We start from the raw sequence: 25487 nt of genomic DNA, 5'->3' as shown, positions 1-25487 counted from the left end.
GTTTTCCATCGCCGAACCAGAAAATCCCTATCCATCCCACCTCCAACGAGGCCCAAAGCCATAACACCCTAAGACTACCCAAAGCAACCTACAACTCACTCTTCCTGAAGAGACGTTGCCGCACCAGGCTGTAGAACCATCACGCTCCCGAATCCACCCACCCTTGCGCGGCCATACCGGAGACCCATTCCACGCAGGCTCGACTGCCGGCGTGGCACCTCGCCATACGAAGACGTCACCACCCCACTATAAAAAGACATCCGCGTCTCACTCATCCCCACTCCCGACTTGCGCCTGTAATTAGGATTATCCACCAAGCTAAATTCCAACCTCCCACGGCGATCTCTCACGATCTGTGCGTATCGACGAATCTGATACGGCTCAACCCTCCCTGGGATTGCAAACTCCCCTTCCGCAGTCATCAAATTACCCCTAAAACGGTCTCCACGCCGCACTCTCCCGTCAAGCAAGGTGTTGACATCCCAGGTTGGGACATCAGTAATCTCATAAACCCACCCACCCTCACCCGCCCATGCAATGGGCCCTCCCCCCCCTGGACTACCCACCTGATTGGCAGTGCCACGATAGGCTGAGTTGCCTACTGCGTGGGCATGATTCTCCAAATCCCAATCACTGCCTCGGCGGCCCAACCCCTCAACCAGAGCAATTTCGGGAGGAATCTCACTTGTCCCATGAAATCCACCTGCGTAACTCGTGGGCGGATAGCGCCGTCCAGCAATGATGGCTTCCGGCTCGAAAGCGGGCAATCGGTCAACGACAGCCACATCCGGCCGGAGATTCCAACCCTCGACCAGCGCAGCATTCAGTTCCGAATCTGAAATATATCCCTTAAATGATCCCGTCAGCCTCCCCCTGCCCAAGAGCACGGGACCTCGCACTCCTGCGGCCTCAAATCCACCGAGTACCACCGCACCAATTTCAGCCACCCCGCCTACACATTCCGCCACACCCAACCACCGACTGTCACTGTTCCGAGCATCATCAAATGCATTGCCACATCCATCCATGGCACGACCAGGCGCCATCAACAGACTGACAGTGGCGTGTTCCGAATTGAAGAACATATTAGGAAAAGCAAGAGCAACCCCAACACCAAACTGAGCACCTGTCGTCGTGACAGTCCCTGCAATCACGTATCCCTGCCCGACAAGAAACTCCCCCTCAGCCTCCGCCCGGCGGCCGAAATCACGCTGGTACTCATGAATCTTGCCTCCCACCCAGTCCTTGAATCCGCTATACTTTACAGCAAGCGGGATCGAAGGAATAAGCAATGGCACTCCAGCCTCTCCCGTTGGGTCCACATAGCGCAAGGGGTTGCCATTGGCATACGCCCAAGGCTGCATTCCTGTAGGCAACTCAAGGTACGCGCTGGCCCCCACCGGGTCTTCGGAGAGAAATCGTCCCGTACTAGAATCGTACCAACGCTGCTGGGCATAGGTCATACCTACCTCCGCATCCCAGGAATGGCCCGTATACCCTATGCTCGGCTGCGTCGAAGCGGGCCCCTCCCTTCTCCCAACATTGCCCCAGGCATCGTACCGATATGTTACAAACCCTCCGTCTGACGTTACTTGTCCTGCCACACTGCTTAGCGAATCATGCGCAAAGCGCTCGCCGCCCATGGAGATCGCCACACCCGAGAGAGACTCTTGATGCAAACGCATTCCACCCATGGGCTGTTCCTCAACAATCTCCCCACCGGCCCACACATAGCGCGAACTACTAACTCCAGTGTCCCTGAACCGCCGAAGTCCATCAAACCCGTAACGATGTCGAGTCGTAGTAACTGCTTCAGCTCCCAAATCATCGAGCGCTTGTTTTCGAACTTGAACCAATCTCCCACTGACATCCCAATCAAGCGACGTCCATTCGACCGCCGAACGAGCAATTCGTCGAACTCGTCCTGAACCATCCGTGAAGTATGTCGCTTGGCGCCTTGCATCCACCGGAAGCGCCATGTCGTCGATGGTCTTCAGCCCACCGGCACCATCGAACGAGTAAACAAGTCTTTTCTCAGCGTGAGAAACCAGGTCATGGCCATCAACACCCAAAGACCCCGAGTGGTTCAAAACATGGCGCAGACCAAGCCGCGTACCATCCGCGGCGAGACTGTAGAGCTCAGCAACTCCTCCCGGATACCTCACACCAGTGAGACGATCCGCCTTGTCGTAGCCATAGTCAGTGAACTCATTGACGGCAGCTTCCTGCGAGTCTTGATACTGCACGTCCTCTCGAAGTCTATTCCCTCGAGAGTCGTACGTGTAGCGGAAGCCCATCTTTGTAGCAGCCGGGGACTGGTTGCAGTCAGCATCCGCAATCGCTGTGGTAGTCCGAACCGACTCCAGCCACCCACGGCCATCGTAGCACCACCGCTCCACAAGCGCCGCATCCGCAACCCGAGTGAGCTGCCCACCGCCGGGCTCCCACTCCACAGTGCGACTCGGAACCAGCGGCCCCCCATCCCTCGTAAGCACGGAGTTGATGCGCCCCAGCAGGTCGTACCCAAGCTCCTGCTCAAAACGAGGACCATCTGCAGCCAGCCCAGACACGCGCCGTTTGAGCAGATCCGCACCCAGGACATACGTGTACTCGACCAGATCCTCTTTATCCAAGGCAGAATCTTTCCCACGTCGAACCTGGTCAAGTCTCCCACGCGAGTCATAACGAAAGCTATTCAGCACATTCCCGCTGTTCCGTACTTCATTTGCCTGGACGAGTTCGTCACCCGCATCATAGGCAAACGTCAAGCGCGTAATGTCTTGCTGAGGTGCGGAAGACGGCCCCGGGTTGAACGTCTTCCAGACCGGCCGGCCACGGCCGTCCTTCAGTGTTTCGACAAGATCGCGATCTCCACCGCCCGCCCCCTCTGCATTGCTCGGACTGGTCGCCCGCTCGACGCCATTCACCCACGACGTCGTCCAATCCGAGGTGCCGCGCACCCGCCTCGTAGACCGCCCCTGGTAGTCATACTCGAACGACTCCGACGGCACCCCGCCAGGAGGACGATTGATGCTCGTCAGTCGCCGCAGCCCATCGTAGCCATACGAGAAGGCACTAAACCCAGGCGGCGTCACACTCACCAACTCACCCAGAGGGCCGTACTTGTACTGCCAGAAGTCCGCGGTGCTATCCGGGTCCTTCCAGACGCGCGACACGAAACCACCGGCGTCATAGGCGTACTTCGTCTCCGCGAACTCGCCGTCCTTGCCGAAGATCTCTTGAGTCACCAGACCCCGTGGTCCATAGGAAAGCGACCGCACGCGATTGGCAGGGTCGGTCACGCTCTTGAGGCGACCATCCAGGCGATATGCCATCCGGGTATGTTCGGTCAGCCCCCCTGCCCCATAGGCAATATCAACGAGCAGGCCCTGGTCGTATGAATAAGACGTCGCAGGCTGCCCTGCCGGCTGCGCCTTCATCATCAGACCTACAGCATCATAAACCCATGAGTCCGTCAGGCCCCCCTGTGACCGGGACACCGTCTGCCCAAGACTGTTGGTGGCCGCGTCGAACTGTCGAGTGGGCAGCAACACCGTCGGCGAGGTGCTGACTGTCCCAGTCTGAGTGACTGAGACGGTACGCCCCGCCCACGGGGACTGCGTCACGTACTCGTATGAGTCAGTGCCTCGCTGCCAATGCTCACGGCTCTCCAGTGAGCGCCCACGGTCGTCGAACTTCTTGTGCTCCACGGTCAGCACAGTCGGTGAACCGGCCACAGCATCGGTCTTTTCCGTCGTAACCTGTTTCTGGAGCCAGTCACCCGCGTACGCGTAGGTCGTGGTGACCGTGTTCCCGTTCGTGCTCGTTCCCCCCCCTGCAACAGCCCGCTTGTCCTCCCGGACCTCCTTGAGGAGCTGATAGCGAGCATTGAAGAAGCGATACGTCTTGTATCCGAGCGGGTCCGTCTCCTCGACGGCGATGTTCGGCACCGTTCCATCAGCCCCAGGCTTGTTCGTCAGCCCATAGCCAAAGGTCCACAGCGCTCCCACGGGGTTCGCCGTCGTGGCGACCAACTCCTTGGTCTTGAGTTGCCCGAACGCGTCATACGTGTACTGCCAGTCCGCATCGGGGTGCGGCCCCTGCTGGCGGACGACGCGCCCTTCGGCGTCCACGAAAGTCTCCGTGACGGCGGCCGGATTGTTCGCATCCCCCGGCGCGCTCATGCGGTACAGATTTCCCGCCAAGTCGTACTGGAAGGTCGTGGTCTCCGTCCCAGTGCCTTCTGTCGGGGCGATGATGGACTGCACCTGCCCCCGAGCGTTGTACGTGTACTTCCACGAGGCCCGCTGGCCAGAGACCAGGCGAACCTGTTCCATCAGCCTGCCGGTGACGTCATGAAATTCCTCGGTCTGCTCGGTGCGCGGCGGCCCTTCCGCCATCTCGATGGTGCGAGTCACCGAGACCTTCCGCAGCCCCGTCGAGGCGTGCGTCGCATCCTCGTACCGACGCTCTTCCACGAGTTCGAGAGGCCCCTCCCCAGACTCAATCGTCCGGGAGTAACGCGTCAGGCGCCCAAGCGCGTCATGGTATTCGAACCGCTCATCCGTCCCCATGACGAGGTCCCGCTGCCGGACCACCCGCCCAAGGCCGTCATACTCCGCCGAAGAGTCGACGCTCGTGATGGCGCTTCCCGAGAGGTTGGTCTTCGTGGAGCGAACACGCCCCAGCGCATCTGGGACCACGTCGAGGACGTGGCTCGAGGCACTGTTCCCAAAAGCCCGGTACAGCACGTCACCACCGAAGTTGCGCCGCCACTCTTCCGAGGAGCGCTCGCCGCTCACCGTCTCGGCACCGGTGTAGTCCCAGTACATGACGCGACCGAGGAAGTCGTAACCCACCCGCGTCAGCAGCCCGTTCTGGTCCAACACCGCTCGTGCATTCCCGTTGGAGTCGAAGTCCTGGTAGCGCGACTCGTAGGCATCCGAAGGCCCAGCGGTCGTGCCAGCACCTACGATGTGAACTCCCGTCAGCCGCCCCGACGCGTCATACTCGTAGGAGCGCTCAACCCCCACTCCGTCGGTCGTCGCCACCACCCGACCGTTCTGGAGGTGGCGCTTCCGGACCGCCACCTTCTCCTGTCCGGGGGGCCCATAGGGCGTGCGGTCCTCGACGTAGACGCCGCGACTCGCCTCGTCGCCTTCGACCACCTCCCACGTATCCACCGTCCTGAGCGGTTCAGAGCCATTGAGCCGCTCCTGAACCGTCACACGCCGGTTCGCCTGCGTATACGTGTACGTCCATTCCTGTGACGGCTGCGCCTTGATGAAATGGCGCGTCACCCGTCCCAGGCTGTCGTACTGCCATGCCTCCTCGGCCTCTGTTTCGTTTTCCTTCAGCCCCACCACCCGGCCCAAAGCGTCGTACGTCACCTGCCGGGTCAGGGTCGCCAGGCCCAGCGCGCCCGCTTGCGGGTGGGTCAGAGTGATGACCTGCGGGAGCCCCAAGTCATTCGGCTCACCGTAGGTAATCTGCTGATTGAGCGCATCCGTCTCCGCGGTGAGAACACCCGAACCATCCGTCCGGAACGTGCGCACCCCTGAGTTCAGTGCTGTCGTACCGTCACTGTTCACGACGGAGACACCTTCAATCTCACCTGCATCCGTGACGCGGGTGATGACGGACTGAGTTCCCGCCTGCGCGGGCGTGATGCGCTGGTCGGGAATACCGAACTGCTTGTTCACCGCCTGGGTGAACGTCTGTCGAACCAGCGTCGAGCCACTACCCACCCCCGTCGTGCCACGGAAGCCTTCGGCAGTGGGCGGCGCCTTCTGGAGTTCCAGCGACAGCAAGCGATGCGCGGCATCGATGTCGTACTTGAGCTCCGCCTGATTCGAGAGCGTCACGAGCGACGGTGAGATCTGCCCGTCCTCTCGCCACTGCGTCTTCTGCTCGGGAAGAGCGCCGACCTTCACGCTCCTGGCACTGCCGTACTCCGTCAGCGCGAACACCACGTCCACACCATCGGGACGCTTCACCCGACGCTGTCCCGCCCCAGGATAGGCGTACTGGTAGGGCTTCGGCCCGCTCCCCGTGCTGACCGCCGAGTCGATGACTTCGCCCGGGTGGACATGCTCGTAGGTCTTGGACGTGCCCTTGCTCTCGTAGTTGGCGACCCACTGGTCGAAATACTCCAGGTCTCCTGTCCCTGGCGGCGCCGTGTCCTGCGTGACGCGGTAGTGAGACGCGCGCAACTCATTGACCAGCCGCCAGCGAGTGTACCCGGTGGCCGTACTGGGGACGGGTGCGTACTCGTACGCCCAGGCCTGACGAGGCTGGCCCGTCCGCCGCACGGCCTTCAGCAGATTGCCCCAGGAGTCATGCTCGAACTCGACCCGGTGGAGGGCCGACGCCGGGTTGACTGGTTGCCCCGCGCCCGCTGGAACGCTCGAGTTCGGGTAGAGCCCCACCGCGGACAACAGCTTCAGGCCCCGAGAACGCGCGAGCAGCCGCAGTTTCTCCGCGTACTCCTTCCCGTCGACGTCCTTGTACTCGAAGGCCAGCGTGACATGGCCTGGAGCACGCGAGACCCGGGCCACGAGATCCGAGCCGGGCACGTAGGACACCGTCGTCCAGCCCTGCTTGGGAGAATCCTTCCCCTGCCCATCGGAGAACTCCGTCAGGACCCATCGCCTCTGGTCGGGAATCCCCGTGGCCAGGGCCGACTCGGTCTTGAACCGGTAGACCATCCCCGTCTCGGTCCTGAACTCCGCCCCCTCCAGGTCGACCGTCAGGCTTCCGCCATGGGACTTGTCGGTCTTGCAGTCACTCGCCGAGGAGAACACCGGGTCCACCGTCGTGCAGGATGGGAAGTCATAGGACTGGCCATTCAGCACGACGACGTAGCGACCGAGCTCTTCCTCCACGACGAAGCCCTCGTAGCTGTGCGACCAACCCACGCCCAGCGGCGACACCTCGTTGTTCTGGTTGTTGAAGGTCCGGGAGAACGACACGGTCTCGGAGAGCTGCGGCACCGAGAAGTCCTCATGCGTGACGCTGAGATGACCTCCCGCGAGGTTGACGCCCTGAACCACGGTCTGCCCCGCGGCCCTGGCGTTCACGAAGGCATAGCGCCCCACCGGCTCGCCCAACACTTGCTTCACCGGCCTGCCGGCCCCCGAAGGGCCCGCCTTCGGCTCGATGGTCAGGACCACCTCGCGCCCCTGGGCGCCCATGTCCTGCATGCGTCCCAGATGATTCGCGAGTGGCAGCGCGAAGCGTCCCGCGCCGTTCGCACCGGGCTTCGGCTGGATGATGAGTGGCTGGGCAATATCCGCGTCCGCCTCATCGAGATACCGCACCACCTGGTACTGCCCATTCCCAGTCGACTCATCGCGGACGTACCTCAGCTCCACGGCCTTGAGCAGGGTGTCCTTGTTGCACACCGTCCCTTCGCAGAGACGAATCGTTCCTTCCGTCAGCACATCCGGCTCGATGGCGAACTGAGCCATGGCCTTGACGGAGATGGGGCGTTCCGTCGCACCCGCGGGTGATGGAGCCGCGGGCGTCGCCCGCGCCAGTGAGCGCGCCTGCGTGTCCTCGCTGCCCGCCGTGACGAAGTCCGTCCTCGGCGAGATGCCATGGAAGTTGAAGCGATACAGCACGTTGTCTGCGTTGCCGCTCAGGTACAGCTCGAAGTACAGGATGTCCGCAGCCGACAGCACCTCCGGGAGGTATTCCCCGTCGCAGGTCCCGCTAATCGTCTTCTGCTCGGGGTTGAACTCCACCGGGCATTCGATGCCGAAGTCATCCGTCCCAAGGCGCAGGCGGTACTGGCCACTCAGCGTGCCTGCCCGCCCGGCCTCCGGTTCCTGCAAGCCGTTGAGGAGGAACTGGTAGGCCACATCATCATCCGTGGCCTCGGGCCGCGTTCCCGCGAGCACCCGCCCCGCGTCGACCCCACCCACGCCCCCATCGGGCCTCACATGCTCGCCACCCTCGGCGATGACCGTGGCGGCGCCCAGCTCCAGCACGCGGAACTCATGCTCGCGCGCACGGTCGTACCGCTCCAGCGCCGAGCCATTCACCTCGCGGTGCCGGTAGACGTTCTTCAAGCCCACCGCCCACTTGGGCAGTGACTCCGGATTCTCTCCCGCTTCGGGGGCCGCCTCCGGCTCACCGTCCCTGTTCGCGCACTCCCCCGGCTCACAGAAATTCGGCGGTGGCGCATTCACCTCGTTGGACTGAAGGAAACCGTCGTCGTTCCGGTCCCGCTCGAGCATCGGATGCCCGACGACGTGCAGGTAGTAGTTCGCCATGGGCAGAGCGCCCACGGTCGCCAGCGCTCCCTGCCCATCCACATACGTCAGCGGAGTCTGGACGGACGCCGTGTGGCGGCCCGGGCGCACCGGGAACGTCACCACCACCGGCTGCTCCTCGGCCGTCCCCGTCACCCTCACCACCCGGCCGGCCAGCGACGGCACGCCAGGAGGGACATCCACCACACGAGGCGTCCCCGTGTCACAACGACCGAGCAGACGCTGGGGCGAGGACGCCGGCAGCTCGGAGCAGAACTGTTCCAGCTCCTCTCCTGGTACCCCCAGGTCCCGCAGCCGCCCCGGCTCGCAAATGCCACCATCCGGCAGGAAGCCCACTGCCAGACACGACGCCTCGTCCGCTCCCCCATCCCCAGGAGAGGGGGTTCCGGCGTCACCGCCATCGCCTCCGTCGAGCGCCACTTCTGGCAGCTGTCGGACGCGCCAGTGCGTGTCGAGCTGGAGGAAATCGTCCCGCGTCGTCCCTGCCCCTCCGTGGCGGATGAGGCTGGGCCGCGCCGCCACTTGAACGCCCTCTGGCGTCATGCGCCGGGACACGCGGATGTCGAGCTCCGGAGGAAAGAGCTGGAGGTCCGCGGGAATCCCCAGCTCCGCCTGGGTGCACCGCGACAGCGTCATCGTCTCGCCGAGCTCCGTCACCTGGAGCGGCCCCCCCGCGTCGTCGTCCGCCTGGCACGCGCCCGTCGAGGTGCGCTCAGCGCGATTCACGGCGGGCACCGTGACGCGCGTCATCCCCGAGTAGCCCGTTGCGTGATTCACCGCGAACACAACCAGGCGATCCCCCGGGCTCAGCCGAAGGTGATTCGTCCGGTTGTCGCGGCAGTTTCCATCGTAATACCCCTGGTCCGCGTCACTCAGGCCACCACCGTCGGACGCCCCCCGCTCCCGCTCCAACTCTCGACACCGCTCGCGCGCCACCTGACGGATGCGCGCCGCTGGTCCCGTCCTCACTCGCGTGTAATACCCGTGCGGATCTCCCAGCTGATACGTCCCCTGAGAGCACACGGTTCCATTGGGCGTCCCCGCCGCGAACGTGGCGATGGGGTGCTCCAGGTCGTCCTCCCGGAAGAAGTGCACCTCCGTCGTCTTCACGTCTCGCAGCGCGATATCCGCGAACTCCCCCGGCGTCTGCGCCTTCTCGCTGTGAGCGTCCTCTTCACAGTTCAGCGCGAGCGGCTCCCCCCGCCGAGTCACGAAGGTCAGCGCGCCATGGAGCATCCGTACGTCCACCTGGATGTCCGCGCGCGTGGTGCTCCCGGGGTTCACCTGGAAGGTCTGGGAGCAGATGGGGAACTGGTTGAGCGTGGGCGTGTAGTGGACCACACCATCCTCCCCCACCCGCTCCACGAGCCGGGGGCCCGTGGGCACCTCCGTGCAGGCAATTCCCATCTCCCCGCCCGTCAGCCCCGTCACGGGGATGCCATACCCGCCCGATGCTCCCGTCATCCCGACCGAGCCTCCTCCAGGGCCGGTCACCGTCACCCGAAGGTTCTTGAAGCGAATCGGACTGTGGACGGCTTCGTCTCCCAGCTCGCTGAAGGTGTCCTCCACCGTGCGCAGCCGCAGCTTCGCCCGAGGAGGACCGCCGTCCCCTGGCTCCGGAACCAGCTCCGCCTCGAGCTTCAGGGAGCGATGCGTGGACTTCGACAGCGCGGACAGGATCAGCTCCGTCCGACCTTCGGGGAGGGCCAGGTCCTGCACCACGGCGGCCTCACCCACCCCCTGCGACTGCCAGACCCCAGGAGCTGGCTCCGGCAGCGGTCCGTGGGGCCCCTCCGCCGTCAGCTTCACGAGAACCGTCTCGGGATTCGCCACGTCGTAGGGATCCGCCGACACGAAGCGGGACCGGAAGTCGAGCGCCAGCGTATAGGGCAGCGTGACGATCCGCTCCACCGCGGGCATGCCCTGCTTGGGGATGATCGGCTTGCTCACATCCAGCTCGAGCTGTCGCTCCAGCGGCGCACGCACCGAGCCCGTCACCGCTCCCGGTACGGCCTGCCGCGCGAGGGTGTCGAAGGCGTTGTATGCGGCCTGCGTCAGCCCTCCACCCAGCTGGGCGTGCGCCTCCGTCACCGTGAAGTTCGCCAGGAACTTCCTCCACAACGGCTCCGACGGATGCGAAGGGCGAACCCGCTCGCGCAACCCCTGAAGCCCACTTCCCCCATCCGCCGGCGCTCCCGCTCCTCCATCACCGGTTCCCAACCCCAATGCCGTGGCAACCGCCTCATGTTGGGTCTCATTGAGCGGCACGTAGCCCAGGAACTCCAGCGACGTGAGCCCCAGGGGACTCACGGGCGACAACACGGTCTCATCCGCGCTCACCCGCGCGAAGCCCACGCGCTTGAGTTGGTGGCGCTGAGGGTCATGCCCGAGGACCATCACCAACCGACCCGCGGGCAGATTCGACCGGTTGGGGAACGTCACGGAGACAGACTTCTGGAGTCTCAGGCCCGCCGGGCCCACCTGCCACAACGCACCGAGCCCCGCGCGCCCTTCCATGGGCAGAGGCAGCGCATACGGTTGAATCTCCGTCGCGGTGACAAGCCCATGCGTGGTCCCATCCTCGAAGAAGAGGCCGTCCGCCGGCACGTCGACGCGCAGGCCCGGATGACGCCCGGCGAAGTCCAGCTCCATGCGGCGCAGCGAATCCACCCCCTGGGCGGAGGCCGTATCCACGGCCGTGAGCGCCAGCGGTGCATCCAGCGTGTCGCCTTCCTCGTTGACGAACAGGCGACGGCGCACCGTGGGGAACGCCTGTCCCTCGGACGTCAGGCCCCCCTCATAGCGAAGCACCCGTTCGCCGCCGCGCGGCGTGAAGAGCGTCCAGTTGCCATCCGGGCCACTCAGGGTTGACAGCGCCGTACCCTCCACCGACACCTTCACTCCCGGCAGGGGACGGTAGTCCGCGTCCACCACGTACCCGCGCACCCGCGTCAGGGGCCGGCGCACCGTGAACTCACTGGAGAACTCCCCACTCCCCATTCCCGGGGCTGTTACCGGTTCGAAGTCCTTCACCCTCACCGTCAGACGAGCGCCCTCCGGCAGCGGATCCCTCGCGATGAAGGACACTGTCTGCCCCCCCGGGGCCACCGAGTAGCCACCAGGAAGGGGGGCTCCCTCACCAGCCACCTGGACCGTGAAGCGATCCGCCAGCGCCGTGCTTCGGATCGGCTTGTTGAAGGACACACTCACCAGCGAGTCCGGCTCCACGCCCTGCTCGCCGGCCCGTGGCGAGACACCCGTCACGGAGAGAGGCTCCTGATTCGCGTCGCGGTAGCGCACGGTGACACTGTCCGCGCCCACCATTCCCCCCGGCTCACCCTCGGAGAGCTGTGTGTCCTCCGCGATGACCTGGATGACGTTTCCCCCCAGGCTCAAGTGGACTTTCGCGGTGTACTCCTCTCGCGCCGGAGACAGCTCGATCGACTCCGTGCCAATCCGAAGACTCCGCAAGGGTGCGGCGCTGATGACGCGCACACGGACCATCACCTCGGGCTTCGTGGCTTCGAAGCCGTCCAAGGGCTCGAGGATGGTGACCTGGGGGGCGCTGCCACGCAGCGTGAGCGTGACGGTCCGTTGGGTGCGATTGCCCGCCACGTCGCGGGCCGTGACGACGACCTGCGTGGGCACCTGGGGAGGCAGCGCCACATAAGCACTGAACGTGCCCGCGACCACCCGCGCCGGAAATCCATCCACCTGCACTTCCGACAGGTGGAGATCTCCCACGGTTCCCGTCAGCAGGTAGGGCGATTGTGAAACGCGCTCCCAGCTCTGCGGCGGAGTGGGCGGCGTGAGGGTGAGCTGCGGCGGGCTGTGGTCCACCACCACGGCCCGCGTCCGCGCATGCGTCCTTCCTCGCGCGTCCGTCACCCGGAACTGGAGAGAGTAGTCCCCTTCGGCGAGTGCCAGCGCCCCGGTGAACTCACGACCGTTCACCGCCATGTTCACGCCTTGCACGGTGACTCTCAGCGGAAGCGTTCCGCCCTCGATGCGTCCGCTGACGACGAAGTGGGCGCCGCCATACACACCCCCTTCGAGCGGAGCCTCCACCACCAGGACCGGGGCTGCCCCCTCGTTCGCTCCCGCATCCGAACTCGAGCCAGCCCCCGCGTCGCTCCCGCCCGATTCGCCCGCGTCCCGTGGAGGCGTACCCGCGTCTTGTGAAGGAGTCCCAGCGTCTTGAGAGGGGGTGCCCGCATCCTGGGAAGGCGTCCCCGCGTCCTGCTCCGATCCACCGTCTGGAATGCCGCCGTCGACGCCCTGCGTCCGACGGAGGGTCCTCGAAACCTCCCTCGTCAGGCCGTAGCCGTCGCGGGCCACCACTGAAAGGGCGTGGGTCTCCCCCACGGACAGGGAGATGGCTCGTGAGAAGTGCCCCGAGGCATCGACCTCCACGAGAACACCGTCGACTGTCACCGTGACGGAATCCGAGCTGTCCGCCGACGAGGCCGTGCCACGCACCATCACCGAGCCGGCCTCCGTCACGAGGCCATCCTGCGGCTCACTGAGGGTCAGGGTCGGTTGCGTCGCGTTCGCCCGCACATTCAACGTCCGTACGGTTTCGTTGCCGGCCGCATCTGTCGCGCGCAGCTCCAGCGCAGTCGCTCCCGGAGAAAGCGCTCGCTCGAGGCTGAACGAGCCGTCGGCCCCCAGCGCCGCCGGAGTCCCATTCAGCTTGAGAGCCACGGCTGTCGCGTCCGTGACGACGCCCCGCACTGTCACCGTGAGCCCTGGGATGCGGGCCCCTTCTTGGGGCTCCGCCACGGTCAGCACCGGGCTCGTGGAATCCCGTACGACCGACACACTTCGCGTGGAGGTATTCCCCGCCGCGTCCACGACCGTGACGACAAGGAGATTGGAACCTTCGAGCACCGGGACCGCTCGCCGCCACCGACCATCGGCGCCCTTGCTCAACAGCTCCCCACCCACCTCCACGTGGTCGACCGGGCTGGCATCCACCACCTCGACCTCCACCTCCACCTGGGACTCACGTGTCACCAGGCCGGACGTGGGCTTGCGAATGGTCACTTCCGCGGCCGTCACATCGATGGTGAAGTGTCGCCGCGCTTCACGGACATTTCCGACGCGGTCCGTGGCCGTGATGATGAGAAGGTGCGCCCCTTCGACGGAGACCGTGCTTCCGCTCGTGAACGGCATCCCATCCAACGTGGCGCTGACCGTCCCGGGATGCGCATCCTCCACGGTCCAGGAGATCGTCGTCGGAGTCCTGCGCAGCTCTCCCTCCTGGATGCCCGTCACGGAGACAAGAGGTGGCGAACGATCCACGACGAAATGCTTGACGGTACTCGTCGCGTTTCCAGCACGGTCCTCCGCCTGGACTTCCAGCAGGTAGGAGCCATCGTCGGCGACCTCCGTGCCTGAAACGAAAGGCTCGCCGTTCAGCGTCGCACTCACGCCCCCAAGATTCGTGTCGGTTGCACTGAAGGTAGGAGTGACAACCTGGGCCACCGGGCTCTCTTCTGGAACTCCCGTGACCGTGAGGAGCGGCGGCGTGTAGTCCAGGGTGAAGGACACACTCGAAGTGGTGCGGTTGTTCGCCTTGTCACGCGCGACGACCTTCACGGTGTGAAGCCCCTCGGCGGAGATGGTGTCTCCGCCGAGATAGGGCTGACCGTCCAGAAGGGCTTGGACTCCATCCGGAGCCATGTGGCTGTCCGTGGCCGTGTAGCTCACCACGACAGGCGCGTTGACGTAGGCGCCATCGACGACGCCCGACAACGTCACCACCGGATAGGTCCAGTCGATGGTGAAAGTCACCGAGGCGAGGCCATAGTTGCCAGCGCGGTCCTTGGCGACGATGTAGAGCGTGTGTGTCCCCTCCTGGGTGACGGGCGTGTTGTTCTCGTGCCCCACGCCATTCACCGTGATGTTGAGCACCTCCAGATAGGGGCTGGTGACCTGGATGGACGGCGTCACCCACCCTGGCGCGAACTCCCCTTCGGAGACGCCTGTCACCTCGATGAGCGGTGCTCTCAGCAAGAGCGTGAAGCGAACCCGCTTCATCGCCACCCGACCCTCGGGATCCTCGGCGGTGACGAGCAGGTCGTACTCACCTTCCGCCGACACCGTCGTGTTGTTCTGGAGAGGGGTGCCATTGAGTGTCGCCACGGTGGTGACCACGTAGGGACTCACGGCGTCCCATCCCACGGTGACCGGTCCTTGGGTCACATCACCTTCGGACACTCCACTGACCGTGATGACCGGAGCATGGAGATCCAGCACGACGGCCCGACACACCCGGGAGACGTTGCCGCAAGAGTCCGCCATGACAGCCGTGACGGAGTTCACTCCATCCACGAGCGGCACTGGCGAGTTGTAGCCGTCGGACCCCACGAGCCAGGCTGGGACTCCATTGATCGTCAGCGACCTCCCGTCGCGCCCGTACTTGCCCGCGACAGCAATCGGGGAGCTGGTGAAGTAGGCGCCGGCCTCTGGCTCGGTGATGGAAAGACTGGTGGGCAGCGTGTCCGCGTCGAAGATCGCGACACGCACGTTGGAATCCGGTCCTCCCTGCGCCAGGACCTCCAGGTGATTGGTGGCATTCAGCGCAATGGCCGTGGCATAGACGCGGCGCTGCGCCGAAGCGACTCCAGACAGGACATCGACTCCGTTCAGGAGGACCTGGGCATCAGGGGTCGCTCCCATCATGTCCACCAGCAGGACGCCAAGGGTGCCCTCTCCCTTGGGCTCGAAGTCGAACACCGCGGGAGCCGGCGTTTGCCCCGGCTGGAGGTAGCCCGTATCCGCCATCACGCAGGGAAGCGTGCCCAGCTCCGCGACGGAGACACGAACCCGCCCAGCTCCCTGCGCCTCGACAGAAAGCTGATTGGTCGCGGAGAGCGTGACGCGGGAGACGCTCAATCTCTGGCCCGTGGAGAGGCCTCCCGCCGCCATCCCATTGAGCGATACGGTCGCGGACTGGGCCTCGCCCGTCCCCCGCCCATCGCCGTTCTGGATGACGAGGAGCGCGTCCGAGTCATTCGAGGCAGCGAAGGTCTCGGTGTGCGTCGCGCCTCCAGCCACCGAGAGCCCTCCCAGCCGCCAGGCCGAATTGACCGTCTCGGGCAACACGCCATTGCAGGCGGGCGCGAGGTCCTCCACGGGGAGCCTCGCGCGTGACGAGCCCAGCGACTCACCCGGAGCCTTCGACGCCTGCTCTTGCGGCTCCGACTTCGTCCGACAACCCGCGATGGTCGCGACGACCATGAGCGCGAGGAGCTGTCTCGACCAGATTCTCATGACTCCCCCACGCATCCCTCAACCCCGCGACATCCAGTTGCATCCACGACCAACCCCCCGAGGGAACCACGCCATTCGGGAAAGCGACTCACGGGAACACACTCCTCTGGCGACTCATGGATGCGGCCCCTGGTCCAGCCGTCCCGCCCCACCACCCACGGAGGCCCCCGTCTCAAGATGCTCCGGGTAGGTCTTCACGGGGATCTGCTCACGCAGCTCCTTCATCAACCCCGCCTGCGCCTCGCGATGAGCCTCCGCCTCCAACTTCCCGCGCGCCTCCTCGAAGGTCGGCACCACGGTCTTCACCCCATCCACCGCCTCCACCAGATGCAAGCCGTAGGGCGTCGCGAACGGACGCGAGCGCTCCCCCTTGGTGAGCCGCGCGGATTCCGTGAAGAAGACGTCGTCGACCTGCCCTTCCAGCACCGGCCCCAGGTCACCACCGCGCGCCGCGCTGATGGGTTCCTCCGAGCCCTCCCGCGCGACCTTCTCGAACGGCTCGCCACCCGCCAGCCGCGCGAACAGCCCGTTCATGCGTGACTGCGCCTGGGCCCGCGCCTGCTCATCGGCTCCAGGGGGGAGACGGATCAGGATCTGCCGGACATGGACCTCGCGCCGCCCCAGGGACTCGCGAGCCGCATCGTAGCGCTCGCGCAGCTTCGCGCCCGAGGTCGCCTCCGACAGTCGCTGATCCAGGAGCGCTTGGGCCAACAGCTCTCGCTCCGCCGCCCTCAGCCGCGACTGGACCGCCGGGTTCTGGTCCAGCCCCGCGCGACGGGCCTCCTCCGCGAGCAAGCTCCGTCCCACCAACACGTCCAGTGCCTCCATGGAGGTCGGTCGCTCCCGTGAGCTGCGCGCCGCGATGAAGGCCGTGACGTCCTCTTTCAGCACCTTCCGCTTCCCAACCTCGGCCACCACGCCGTCATCGCGACATGCGACGAGTGTCAGTGACATCAAGACCAGGGCCAGCGGCGCGGGAATGAGCCGAGCGACCAGGCGTTGTCCAAACACCTCCCCTGGAACAACGCCGCCCCTCGAACACACGACTCCAGCCACGGCACGCGCGCCATTCAAGCCACTGAGCTGCACGACCCCTCCCGACTCCGCCCTCAGGGCGTTCCCGGCACGTCGATTCCCACCGAGCCCGCTTCACGTAGCCGGGCCAACAAACTTTCGAGGACCTTCCTCTTCCACTGCGGTAGCGCGCGGCCTTCCACTTCCGCCCGCACCTCCTCAAACGCAGGAACCCTCGAATCCTTGCGCTCCAGCAACCGCAGCACCGAATACCCGCGCGCCTCCGCCACGACTCCGCTCGTGTCTCCTGCCTTGTTCAACCCAAAGGCCGCCGCTTCCAGCTCGCGGTCCGGAAGGTCTCCACGCGCCACCCAGCCAAGCTCTCCACCCCGCCCGTGCTCCGCCCCATCCCCCTCCGCCGCCACCTTCGCCAGGGCCTCTCCTGCCTTGAGCCTCTGCGCCAGCCGCTCCGCCCGCTGCTTCGCCTGGGCTCGCTGCGCCGCCGTCGCCCCTGTTTGAACGGAGACGTGCACCCGCGAGAGTCGCAAGCGCTCCGGCTGAGTGAAATCCGCCCGATGCTGCCCGTAGTACTCGCGCAGCTCCGCCTCGCCAGGCCGCCCCGCCGCCTTCTCCTCGGCGGCCAGCAGTTCCTGGATGACCAGCCGTTCCTCCAGCGCCCGCACCTGTTTCTGGATATCCGCCTGCTGGTGGAGTCCTCGAGACAGGCCTTCCTGGACCAACAGTCGCTTGTCAATCATTGACCGCACGAACTCGCGCTGTCCCGCGGGTCGTTCGAACTGCTCTCTCAAGGGTGATGGCAGCCTGGCGGACTCCTCGATGAGTTCCGCCTCCGTGATGACCCCACCGTCATAGCGACCTACCACCCGACCGCTACCCGGGGACGCCACCCCAGCCGGGGTCTCCTGCGCGGGCTTCGTGCAGCCACACCAGAGCACCCACGCAACCAGCGCGGCGCTTCCGCTCCCAATCTTCATTTGAGGACGACTCCCCCTCTGCACATCAAACCTGGTGAGCTGCACTTCGAGACGCTCACCATGCGTCATGTCGAATACTGGATTCAAGGGCACTTTTAGTTGCCACTGCATTCATTGACTGCCGCAACGACCGCCAGCAGCTCGCATCCATCCAGGAGAGCTTTCGGCTCGTACATCTGGTGAAAAGCACGAGATTGTCGAGCATGCGAGTCCGGTCAAACCCAGGCACAGTCTCATTGAACCACCGACGAGGGAGCCGTCGACGGGGCTGGGACATGGCCCCTGAAATCATGGGAAAAAATAAAGAAAGGACAAACATGCAATGCGCACACGGGTGAGCTGACAGAGCACCACCCATGACGAGACGTTGGGCTCGCTGACTCAACCCGCCCGGAGCACCGTGCCCAGCCGGCGCACGGCTTCCTGGATGCGCGCAGGCTCGCAGTGGGAGAAGTTCAGACGCAGGCCATGTGACGCCGAGCGCCCACCGCTCACCGCGAAAGCCTGCCCTGGCAGGAACGCCACCTGCTGCGTCTCCAGCGCCCGAGCCAGCAACACCGTGGTGTCGAACCGCTCCGGCAGCTCCACCCAGACGAACATCCCACTCGTGGGCTTCGTCCACGAAGCCCCTTCCGGCAGATGCTCCTCCAGCGCGCGCAGCAACGTATCCCGCCGCAGCCGGTACTCCCCGCGCAGCCGATCCAGATGCGCGTCCAACCTCCCCGACTCCAGGAACGCGAGCACCATCCGCTGCGTGAACGTCGCCGTGTCGATGTCGCTCGACTCCTTCACCGTCGCCAGCCGGAACACCATCGACTCCGGCACCACCACCCAGCCCACCCTCAGCGCCGGCGCCAGAATCTTCGAGAACGACCCGACGTAGTACACCCACTGCGCATCCAACGAGCGCAGCGGAGGCAGCGCCCCACCCTGCTCGTAGTGCAGGAAGCCGTACGCATCATCCTCGATGATGGGCATGCGGTACTCCCGCGCCAGTTCCACCAGGCGCTCCCGCTCCGCCATCGCGAGACTGGTCCCGAGCGGATTGTGCCCGTCGCTCATCGTGTACAGGAACGCCGGCCGCTCCCCCGACTTGAGCAGCGACGCCATCCCCTCCAGGTCCAACCCCGTCCGCCCATCCCGCTTCACCGTGAGCCGCCGCGCCTGGAACGGGTCCAACACCTGCTGGAACCCCGAATACACTCGGTCCTCCAGCAGCACCGCCTGCCCCGGCTCCAGCAAGAGCCGCGTCAGCAGATTCATCCCCTGCTGCGCCCCCGTCGTCAGGAACACCTGGCTCGTCGAGCACCGCACCCCGCGCTTCGCCATCAGCGCCACCACCTGCTCGCGCAGCGGCTCCAGCGTCGCCGAGTACTGCAACGCCCCCACCTGCTCCGCCAGCACCCGCGCCGCCGCCTCCGCCATGCCCTGCGTGGGAAACAGCTCCGCGGCGGGAAGCCCCAGCGCCAGCGAGAACACGCCGGGCCGGGTGATTTTCTGCAACATGTCCTGGATGGCCGAGGGCGCCAGGCGCCGGGCCCAGGACGCCAGCGGCAACTCGGAGGAGGTCGAAGAGGCCGTCACGGGGAGATACCTCCGGAATTCGACGCGCAAAACATGCGCACCCTTGAAAGTCCGACGCAATCGTAGCGCAGGAGAAAGCCCCGAGGGTGAAAAGCCGGGAGAGGGAGAGACTCCCCGTGTGGACCGAGGGACCTGCCCCACGCCTCCAGCAGGCAGGCGATCGTCAACAGGGGCTTCCCTGTCTCCACGTCGTCCCAGATAATCGACGCTCGCCTGGAGAACCCGATGCTGGACCGACCGATGTACCTCAAGCCCAACGTGGCGCTCGAGCCACTGTACAACCAGTGGTACGCCTGGTGGTACCTGCTGTCTCCCGCCACCGCGCCGCTGTTCGTGACGAACCTGCACCAGAAGCTGATGCAGTCCTTCGTCGCCAACCCCGACGTGCACGTGGCCGCGCTGAAGAACCCGATGTTGATGGGTGGCCCGTTCATCAACCACCCCACCGCGCGCGCGGGCAAGGTGAAGGAGCTGCTGGAGCGGAACCAGAAGGAACAGGCGCACATGCTCGCGTACACCAAGGCGGTGGCCGAGCTGGAGCAGCTGATGGCTCCGAACAACGGCGGCTCCCTGGAGGCCCTCTACCCCAAGGTCCCGGACCTGCTGCGCGGCTACGTGGAGCTCACGTATGACCTCAGCAACCGCGCCAGCGCGCGCTTCATCGAGCCGCTCCTGTACAAGAGCCGCTTCTATCAAGAGTCCTCGCAGAGCGTGACGCTGATGCAGGTGGACGGCGACTGGCGCCCGTACATCTTCAGCACGCCGCGCCTCGAGGAGGACATGCCCGTCCACCTCAAGGTCCCCTACCGCCACGAGGGCCTGGACGCGCTGTTCCGCATGCGCCACACCCCGGGCTCACCGGGCCAGGTGGCGGAGATGCTCGGCGTGCCGTCCACCGCCGCCGCCGCGTTCGCCGACCTGTTCACCGACGTCGTGCCTCGCAAGGCGCCTCGCTATGACGGCGAGGGCGTGCGGGTGCGCTACTTCGGCCACGCCTGCGTGCTGCTGGAGACGAAGGAGGTCAGCATCCTCACCGACCCCGTCATCAGCTACGAGTTCCCCACGGACCTGCCGCGCTACACGCACGCGGACCTGCCCGACCACGTGGACTACGTCGTCCTCACCCACGGCCACGCCGACCACCTGATGATGGAGACGCTGCTCCAGCTGCGTCACCGCGTGGGCACCATCATCGTCCCGCGCAACAACGGCAACTCGCTGGCGGACCCGTCCCTGCGGCTGATGCTCCACCACACGGGCTTCAAGAACGTGGTGGAGATCGACGACCTCCAGGAGATCGCCATCCCCGGCGGCTCCATCACCGGCCTGCCCTTCCTCGGCGAGCACAGTGACCTGGCCATCCAGGCCAAGACGGCCCACCTGGTGCGCGTGGGTGGCAAGTCCATCCTGATGGCGGCGGACTCCAACGCGATTGAGCCGCGCATGTATCAGCACCTGCGCGACATCATCGGCTCCATCGACATCCTGTTCCTCGGCATGGAGTGCGAGGGCGGCCCGATGAGCTGGATGTACGGACCGCTGCTGTCCAACCCGCTGCCTCGGAAGATGGACCAGGCGCGGCGCCTCAACGGCTCCGACTGCAACCGCGCCATGGAGATAACGAACCACCTGACGCCCAAGGAGGTCTACGTCTACGCCATGGGCCAGGAGCCGTGGCTGCGCCACGTGATGATCCTCGTCTACAACGAGACGACTCCGCAGCTCATCGAGTCGAACAAGTTCATCGAGCACTGCCGCTCCAAGGGCATGCATGCCGAGCGGCCCTACGTGCGCATGGAGCGGGTGCTCTAGGCGGCGCGCGGCGCCACGAGGCCCCGGGCCTGGAGCGCGGCCAGCACGCGCTCCAGCCCCACCTCCACCGCCTCCGAGTCCGAGCGCACCGTGACTTCGGGGGCCTCGGGGGCCTCGTACGGGTCCGACACGCCGGTGAAGTGTGGCAGCTCCCCCGCCAGCGCCTTCTTGTAGAGCCCCTTCACGTCGCGAGCGATGAGCGCGTCCAGCGGCGCCTCGATGTAGACCTCCACGAAGGGCAGCCCCACCTCCTCGGCCAGCCCGCGCACCTCCGCCCGGGAGCTCCGGTAGGGCGAAATCGCCGCGACGATGACGCCCACGCCGTGCCGGGCCAACAGCCGCGCCACGTGGCCGATTCTCCGGACGTTCTCCTCGCGGTCCTCGCGCGTGAAGCCCAGGCCGCGCGTCAGCCAGGTGCGCACCTCATCACCGTCCATCACCTCCACCGGACGCAGCGGCTCCAGCTTCGAGCGCAGCGCCCGCGAGAGCGTGCTCTTGCCCGCGCCCGACATGCCCGTCAGCCAGAGGATGAACCCGGAGCCTTGCCGATTCATGCGCACCTCAGACAGCGGGGCCGTTGATCATCCCGGCCCCCACCGTCGCGTTCGTGGCTTCGTCAATGAGGATGAAGCTGCCCGTGTGGCGGTTGCGGCGGTACTCGTCGAAGAAGAGCGGCACCGTGGTGCGCAACGTCACCCGGCCAATCTCGTTGAGCCCGAGCCGGGGACTCGTCTCGTCCCGGCTCAGCGTGTTGACGTCCAGCCGGTAGTGCAGCTGCTTCACCTGGGCCCGCGCCGAGCGCGTGGTGTGCTTGAGCGCGAACCGGGCCCCCGGCAGGAGTGACACCCCCTCCGCCAGCCAGCACACCATGGCATCCAGATCCTGCCCCACCAGGGGCGGATTGCCCGGCCGGCACAACATGTCGCCCCGGCTGATATCCAGCTCGTCCGCCAGCGAGACATTCACCGACATGGGCGGGAACGCCTGCGCCACCGGCCGCCCCGCCAGGTCCAGTTCGCGGATGCGCGTGGTGAAGCCGGAGGGGAGCGCCATGACCTCGTCACCCGGCCGCAGCACGCCGCCCAACACCTGCCCCGCGTACGCGCGGTAGTCCGGGAACTTCGACGACATGGGCCGGATGACACTCTGCACGGGGAAGCGCACGTGGATGAGGTTGCGGTCCGAGGCGATGTGCACGTTCTCCAGGTGGTGCAACAGCGTGGACCCCTGGTACCAGGGCATCCGCTCCGAGCGCGTCACCACGTTGTCCCCACCCAGCGCGGAGATGGGGATGAACGACAGGTCCGCCACGTCGAGCTTCATGGAGAACTGGCGGAACTCCTCGCGGATGCGCTCGAAGACGGCCACGTCGAAGCCCACCAGGTCCATCTTGTTCACGCACAGCACCAGGTGCGGCACGCGCAGCAGCGAGGCCAGGAACGCATGGCGCCGCGTCTGCTCCAGCACGCCCTTGCGCGCGTCCACCAGGATGAGCGCCAGGTCCGCCGTGGACGCGCCCGTCACCATGTTGCGCGTGTACTGGAGGTGCCCCGGCGTGTCCGCGATGATGAACTTGCGCTGCGCCGTGGCGAAGTACCGGTACGCCACGTCAATGGTGATGCCCTGCTCGCGCTCGGCCTTCAGGCCGTCCAGGAGGAGCGCCAGGTTGACGTACTCGTCCCCTCGCGCGCGGCTGGTGCGCTCCACCGCGGCGAGCTGGTCCTCCAGAATCGAGCGGGTGTCATGCAGCAACCTGCCGATGAGCGTGCTCTTCCCGTCGTCGACCGAGCCCGCGGTCGCGAAACGAAGCAGTTCCACTAGAAGTACCCCTCGCGCTTGCGGTCTTCCATCGCCGTCTCGCTGAACTTGTCATCCGCGCGGCTCGCGCCCCGCTCGGTGACTCGCGAGGCGACAATCTCGGTGATGACCTCCGACACCGTGACGGCGCCGGACTCCACGCAGGCGGTGCACGTCATGTCGCCCACCGTGCGAAAGCGCACCGACGCCGTGGTGACCTCCTCGCCCGGCAACAGCGGCAGGTAGGGCGACCACGCCATCAGCATGCCGTCCCGACGGAACACCTCGCGCCTGTGGCTGAAGTAGATGGAGGGCAACGCCACGCCTTCCCGCGCGATGTACTGCCACACGTCCAGCTCCGTCCAGTTCGACAGCGGGAAGACGCGCAGGTGCTCCCCCCGGCGGTGACGGCCGTTGTAGAGGTTCCACAGCTCCGGGCGCTGGTTCTTCGGGTCCCACTGGCCGAACTCGTCGCGGAACGAGAACACCCGCTCCTTCGCGCGCGCCTTCTCCTCGTCGCGGCGCGCCCCACCGAAGACGGCGTTGAAGCGGTGCTTCTCAATCGCCTCCAGCAGCGGCACCGTCTGCGCGCGGTTGCGCGAGGCGCGCGGGCCCTTCTCCTCCGCAACCCGACCTTGGTCGATGGCCTCCTGCACGGACGCCACGTGCAGCCGCGCGCCCAGCTCCGCCACTCGCTCATCGCGGTACTGGAGCACCTCCGGGAAGTTGTGCCCCGTGTCCACGTGCATCAACGGGAAGGGCAGCGGCGCGGGCGCGAAGGCCTTCACCGCCAGGTGCAGCATCACCGCGGAGTCCTTGCCTCCGGAGAACAGCAGCACCGGGCTGTCCAGCTCGGCGACCACCTCCCGGATGATGAAGACCGACTCCGCCTCCAGGGCGTCCAGGTGCGACAGCTCGTAGCTCACCCGAAAACGCTAGCACGCCTCGACAGGAGCCCCGCCAGTCCACTCATCCAAGAATACCGGGCGCTGACAGTCATCCCTGTATGATGGGTGGAAGTCTTCAACCTGCTCGAAGCGCCGGGGCCTTGACCCGTTTTCCTCGGCTGTGCGACAGAACCATACCGCCATGCCCAGTGCTCCCACCTCGAACCCGAACTCCCCCGAACGTTGGTTTCCTTCCCGGAAGGCGCTGCCGGACCCGCGCCTGCGGCTGTTCTGCCTGCCCTTCGCCGGGGGAAGCGCCTCCATCTACAGCGCCTGGCAGGGAGGCCTGCCGCCGGGCGTGGAGCTGTGCGCGGTGCAGCTCCCTGGCCGTGAGCGGAGGTTGATGGAGAAGCCCTTCGACAGCCTGCCCACGCTGATGGACGCGCTGCTGCCGGTGCTCGCTCCGCTGCTGGACAAGCCGTTCGCCTTCTTTGGCTACAGCATGGGCTCGCGCATCTCCCTGGAGCTGACCCGCCGGCTGCAGGCGCGCAACGGGCCGCTGCCCCGAGGCCTCGTGCTGGCCGCGTCCGGCGCGCCTCGCGAGTCGGACCGCAAGCCCATCCACCACCTGCCGCAGGAGCAGTTCATCGCCGAGCTGCGGCGCTACGACGGCACGCCCGAAGAGATTCTCCAGCACCGCGAGCTGCTGGAGCTCCTGGTGCCCACCCTGCGCGCGGACTTCGCGCTGGCGTGGTGGGAGAACGGCCCGGTGCCCGTGAAGCTCGACGTGCCCATCTCCGTCATGGGCGGCACCGAGGACAAGCACGTGTCCCTGGCGCGCCTGGAGACGTGGCGCGAGGAGACGCGCAACCCCGACTTCCGCATCCGCCACTTCGAGGGAGGCCACTTCTTCCTGCGCAAGCAGCAGGACGCCATGCTCGCCGCCCTGCGCGAGGACCTCACCCGGTGGATGGCCGCGCCGGCCTGAGGCTCAGGCATCCTCGACGCGAGGCGGCCCGTCCGACTCCAGCGGCACGGTGAACCGCCAGCTCACGCGGAAGGGCCTGTCCCGGGCCCCCCGCATGGCCACGGCGGCCTGGTGCCGCGTGGACGGGCGCAGCTGCATGAAGCGCCACGTCTCCGGCGTGTCCACCATCCGCGCATCGAAGGAGATGCGCGGCTCCTTGCCGGCCTCCAGGTGGAAGGCGAACTGGTCCAACGGCAGGGACAGGCCCGCGCCGCGCGCCTTGATGTAGGACTCCTTGAGCGTCCAGTACTCGAAGAAGCGCCCACGCTGCTCGGCCGCGGGCAGGGCCCGGAGCGCGGCGACCTCTGGCTTCGCGAAGAAGTGGTCGGCGATCTCCACCGTCTCGCCGTGTCGCTCCGCGTCCTCCACGTCCGCGCCCAGCTCCGCGTCCAGGCCCACCGCCACCAGCGCCATGCCGTCGGTGTGCGACAGGTTGAAGCGCAGGTGCGCGCCCCACTCGCCCTTCACCTCCGGCCTCCCGTAGGCGTTGGTCGAGAAGCTCCACGCCGAGGGCGCCACCGGCGCGTAACGCGACAGCGTCAGTCGCACCAGCGCGTGACTCACCAGGTATTGCTTCTGGTGACGCTCGAAGCGGAAGCGCTTCTGCTTCGCGCGCTCATCCGCGTCCAAGAGCCCCCAGTAGGCATCCAGGAGCTTCGGTTCCAGGATGCGCTCGGGCTCGACAATCCATACATGGACTTCGTCCGGACGAAGCTCCAGCGGACCCGCGACAGTCGACATGCCTCTCCTCTACCACGGCGGACCGCACCCCGCGTAGGCTCGGACGTCCAAGTCCGGCCCCGCGCCGGGATGGGGG

10 protein-coding genes are annotated in these 25487 nt (G+C 66.1%); 2 read left to right on the top strand and 8 right to left on the bottom strand.

Annotated features, from left to right (window positions below; translation table 11 throughout):
- Positions 1 to 95: 95 nt before the first annotated feature.
- The 4 genes from G4D83_RS22835 to G4D83_RS22820 all read right to left on the bottom strand — a co-directional run bounded on the left by G4D83_RS22835 (position 96) and on the right by G4D83_RS22820 (position 19147).
- Positions 96 to 15554: an RHS repeat-associated core domain-containing protein gene (locus G4D83_RS22835; RefSeq protein WP_163866929.1), complete on the bottom strand. Its 15459-nt coding sequence runs from the start codon at positions 15552 to 15554 to the stop codon at positions 96 to 98.
- A 114-nt stretch (positions 15555 to 15668) separates the two neighbouring features.
- On the bottom strand, positions 15669 to 16508 hold the full coding sequence (locus G4D83_RS22830) for a peptidylprolyl isomerase (protein WP_163866928.1): 840 nt from the start codon (positions 16506 to 16508) through the stop codon (positions 15669 to 15671).
- A gap of 155 nt (positions 16509 to 16663) precedes the next feature.
- Complete coding sequence (locus G4D83_RS22825; protein ID WP_163866927.1) at positions 16664 to 17563, bottom strand: peptidylprolyl isomerase; 900 nt, start codon at positions 17561 to 17563, stop codon at positions 16664 to 16666.
- A gap of 381 nt (positions 17564 to 17944) precedes the next feature.
- A complete protein-coding gene (locus tag G4D83_RS22820; RefSeq protein ID WP_163866926.1) occupies positions 17945 to 19147 on the bottom strand; it encodes an aminotransferase-like domain-containing protein in 1203 nt (400 codons plus the stop codon).
- Between the two features lie 225 nt (positions 19148 to 19372).
- On the opposite strand from G4D83_RS22820, the gene G4D83_RS22815 reads away from it, so the two are divergent.
- Positions 19373 to 20959: an MBL fold metallo-hydrolase gene (locus tag G4D83_RS22815; RefSeq protein WP_163866925.1), complete on the top strand. Its 1587-nt coding sequence runs from the start codon at positions 19373 to 19375 to the stop codon at positions 20957 to 20959.
- On the opposite strand, the gene cysC is transcribed toward G4D83_RS22815, so the two are convergent.
- Genes cysC through cysD form a run of 3 tightly spaced genes read right to left on the bottom strand, consistent with a single transcriptional unit; the run spans position 20956 to position 23682 of the window.
- Positions 20956 to 21513, bottom strand: coding sequence for an adenylyl-sulfate kinase (cysC, locus tag G4D83_RS22810; RefSeq protein ID WP_163866924.1), 558 nt, complete (start codon positions 21511 to 21513; stop codon positions 20956 to 20958). The two genes, G4D83_RS22815 and cysC, sit on opposite strands and share 4 nt — an antisense overlap.
- 7 nt (positions 21514 to 21520) lie before the next feature.
- Entirely contained in the window at positions 21521 to 22777 is a 1257-nt protein-coding gene (locus tag G4D83_RS22805; RefSeq protein ID WP_163866923.1) for a sulfate adenylyltransferase subunit 1, read from the bottom strand.
- Complete coding sequence (gene cysD / locus G4D83_RS22800) at positions 22777 to 23682, bottom strand: sulfate adenylyltransferase subunit CysD (RefSeq protein WP_163866922.1); 906 nt, start codon at positions 23680 to 23682, stop codon at positions 22777 to 22779. The genes G4D83_RS22805 and cysD overlap by 1 nt, the downstream gene beginning before the upstream one ends.
- 163 nt (positions 23683 to 23845) lie before the next feature.
- Here cysD and G4D83_RS22795 point away from each other — a divergent pair, with 163 nt between their 5' ends.
- Positions 23846 to 24631 carry a thioesterase II family protein gene (locus G4D83_RS22795; protein WP_163866921.1) on the top strand — a complete coding sequence of 262 codons (786 nt, stop codon included), beginning with the start codon at positions 23846 to 23848 and terminating at the stop codon, positions 24629 to 24631.
- A gap of 3 nt (positions 24632 to 24634) precedes the next feature.
- Here the strand turns inward: G4D83_RS22795 and G4D83_RS22790 are convergent, their stop codons facing one another.
- Complete coding sequence (locus G4D83_RS22790) at positions 24635 to 25411, bottom strand: 4'-phosphopantetheinyl transferase family protein (protein WP_163866920.1); 777 nt, start codon at positions 25409 to 25411, stop codon at positions 24635 to 24637.
- Between the last annotated feature and the right edge of the window lie 76 nt (positions 25412 to 25487).

The organism is Myxococcus eversor (assembly GCF_010894455.1).
GTDB lineage: Bacteria > Myxococcota > Myxococcia > Myxococcales > Myxococcaceae > Myxococcus > Myxococcus eversor.
The sequence above is the reverse complement of the archived record's forward strand: the minus strand, read 5'-3'. Positions and strand labels throughout refer to the sequence as shown.

Coding starts and splice junctions, on each gene's coding strand:
- G4D83_RS22815 (WP_163866925.1), top strand. CDS start 19,373: ATGCTGGACCGACCGATGTACCTCAAGCCCAACGTGGCGCTCGAGCCA.
- G4D83_RS22825 (WP_163866927.1), bottom strand. CDS start 17,563: ATGAAGATTGGGAGCGGAAGCGCCGCGCTGGTTGCGTGGGTGCTCTGG.
- G4D83_RS22795 (WP_163866921.1), top strand. CDS start 23,846: ATGCCCAGTGCTCCCACCTCGAACCCGAACTCCCCCGAACGTTGGTTT.
- cysC (WP_163866924.1), bottom strand. CDS start 21,513: ATGAATCGGCAAGGCTCCGGGTTCATCCTCTGGCTGACGGGCATGTCG.
- G4D83_RS22835 (WP_163866929.1), bottom strand. CDS start 15,554: ATGAGAATCTGGTCGAGACAGCTCCTCGCGCTCATGGTCGTCGCGACC.
- G4D83_RS22790 (WP_163866920.1), bottom strand. CDS start 25,411: ATGTCGACTGTCGCGGGTCCGCTGGAGCTTCGTCCGGACGAAGTCCAT.
- G4D83_RS22830 (WP_163866928.1), bottom strand. CDS start 16,508: ATGTCACTGACACTCGTCGCATGTCGCGATGACGGCGTGGTGGCCGAG.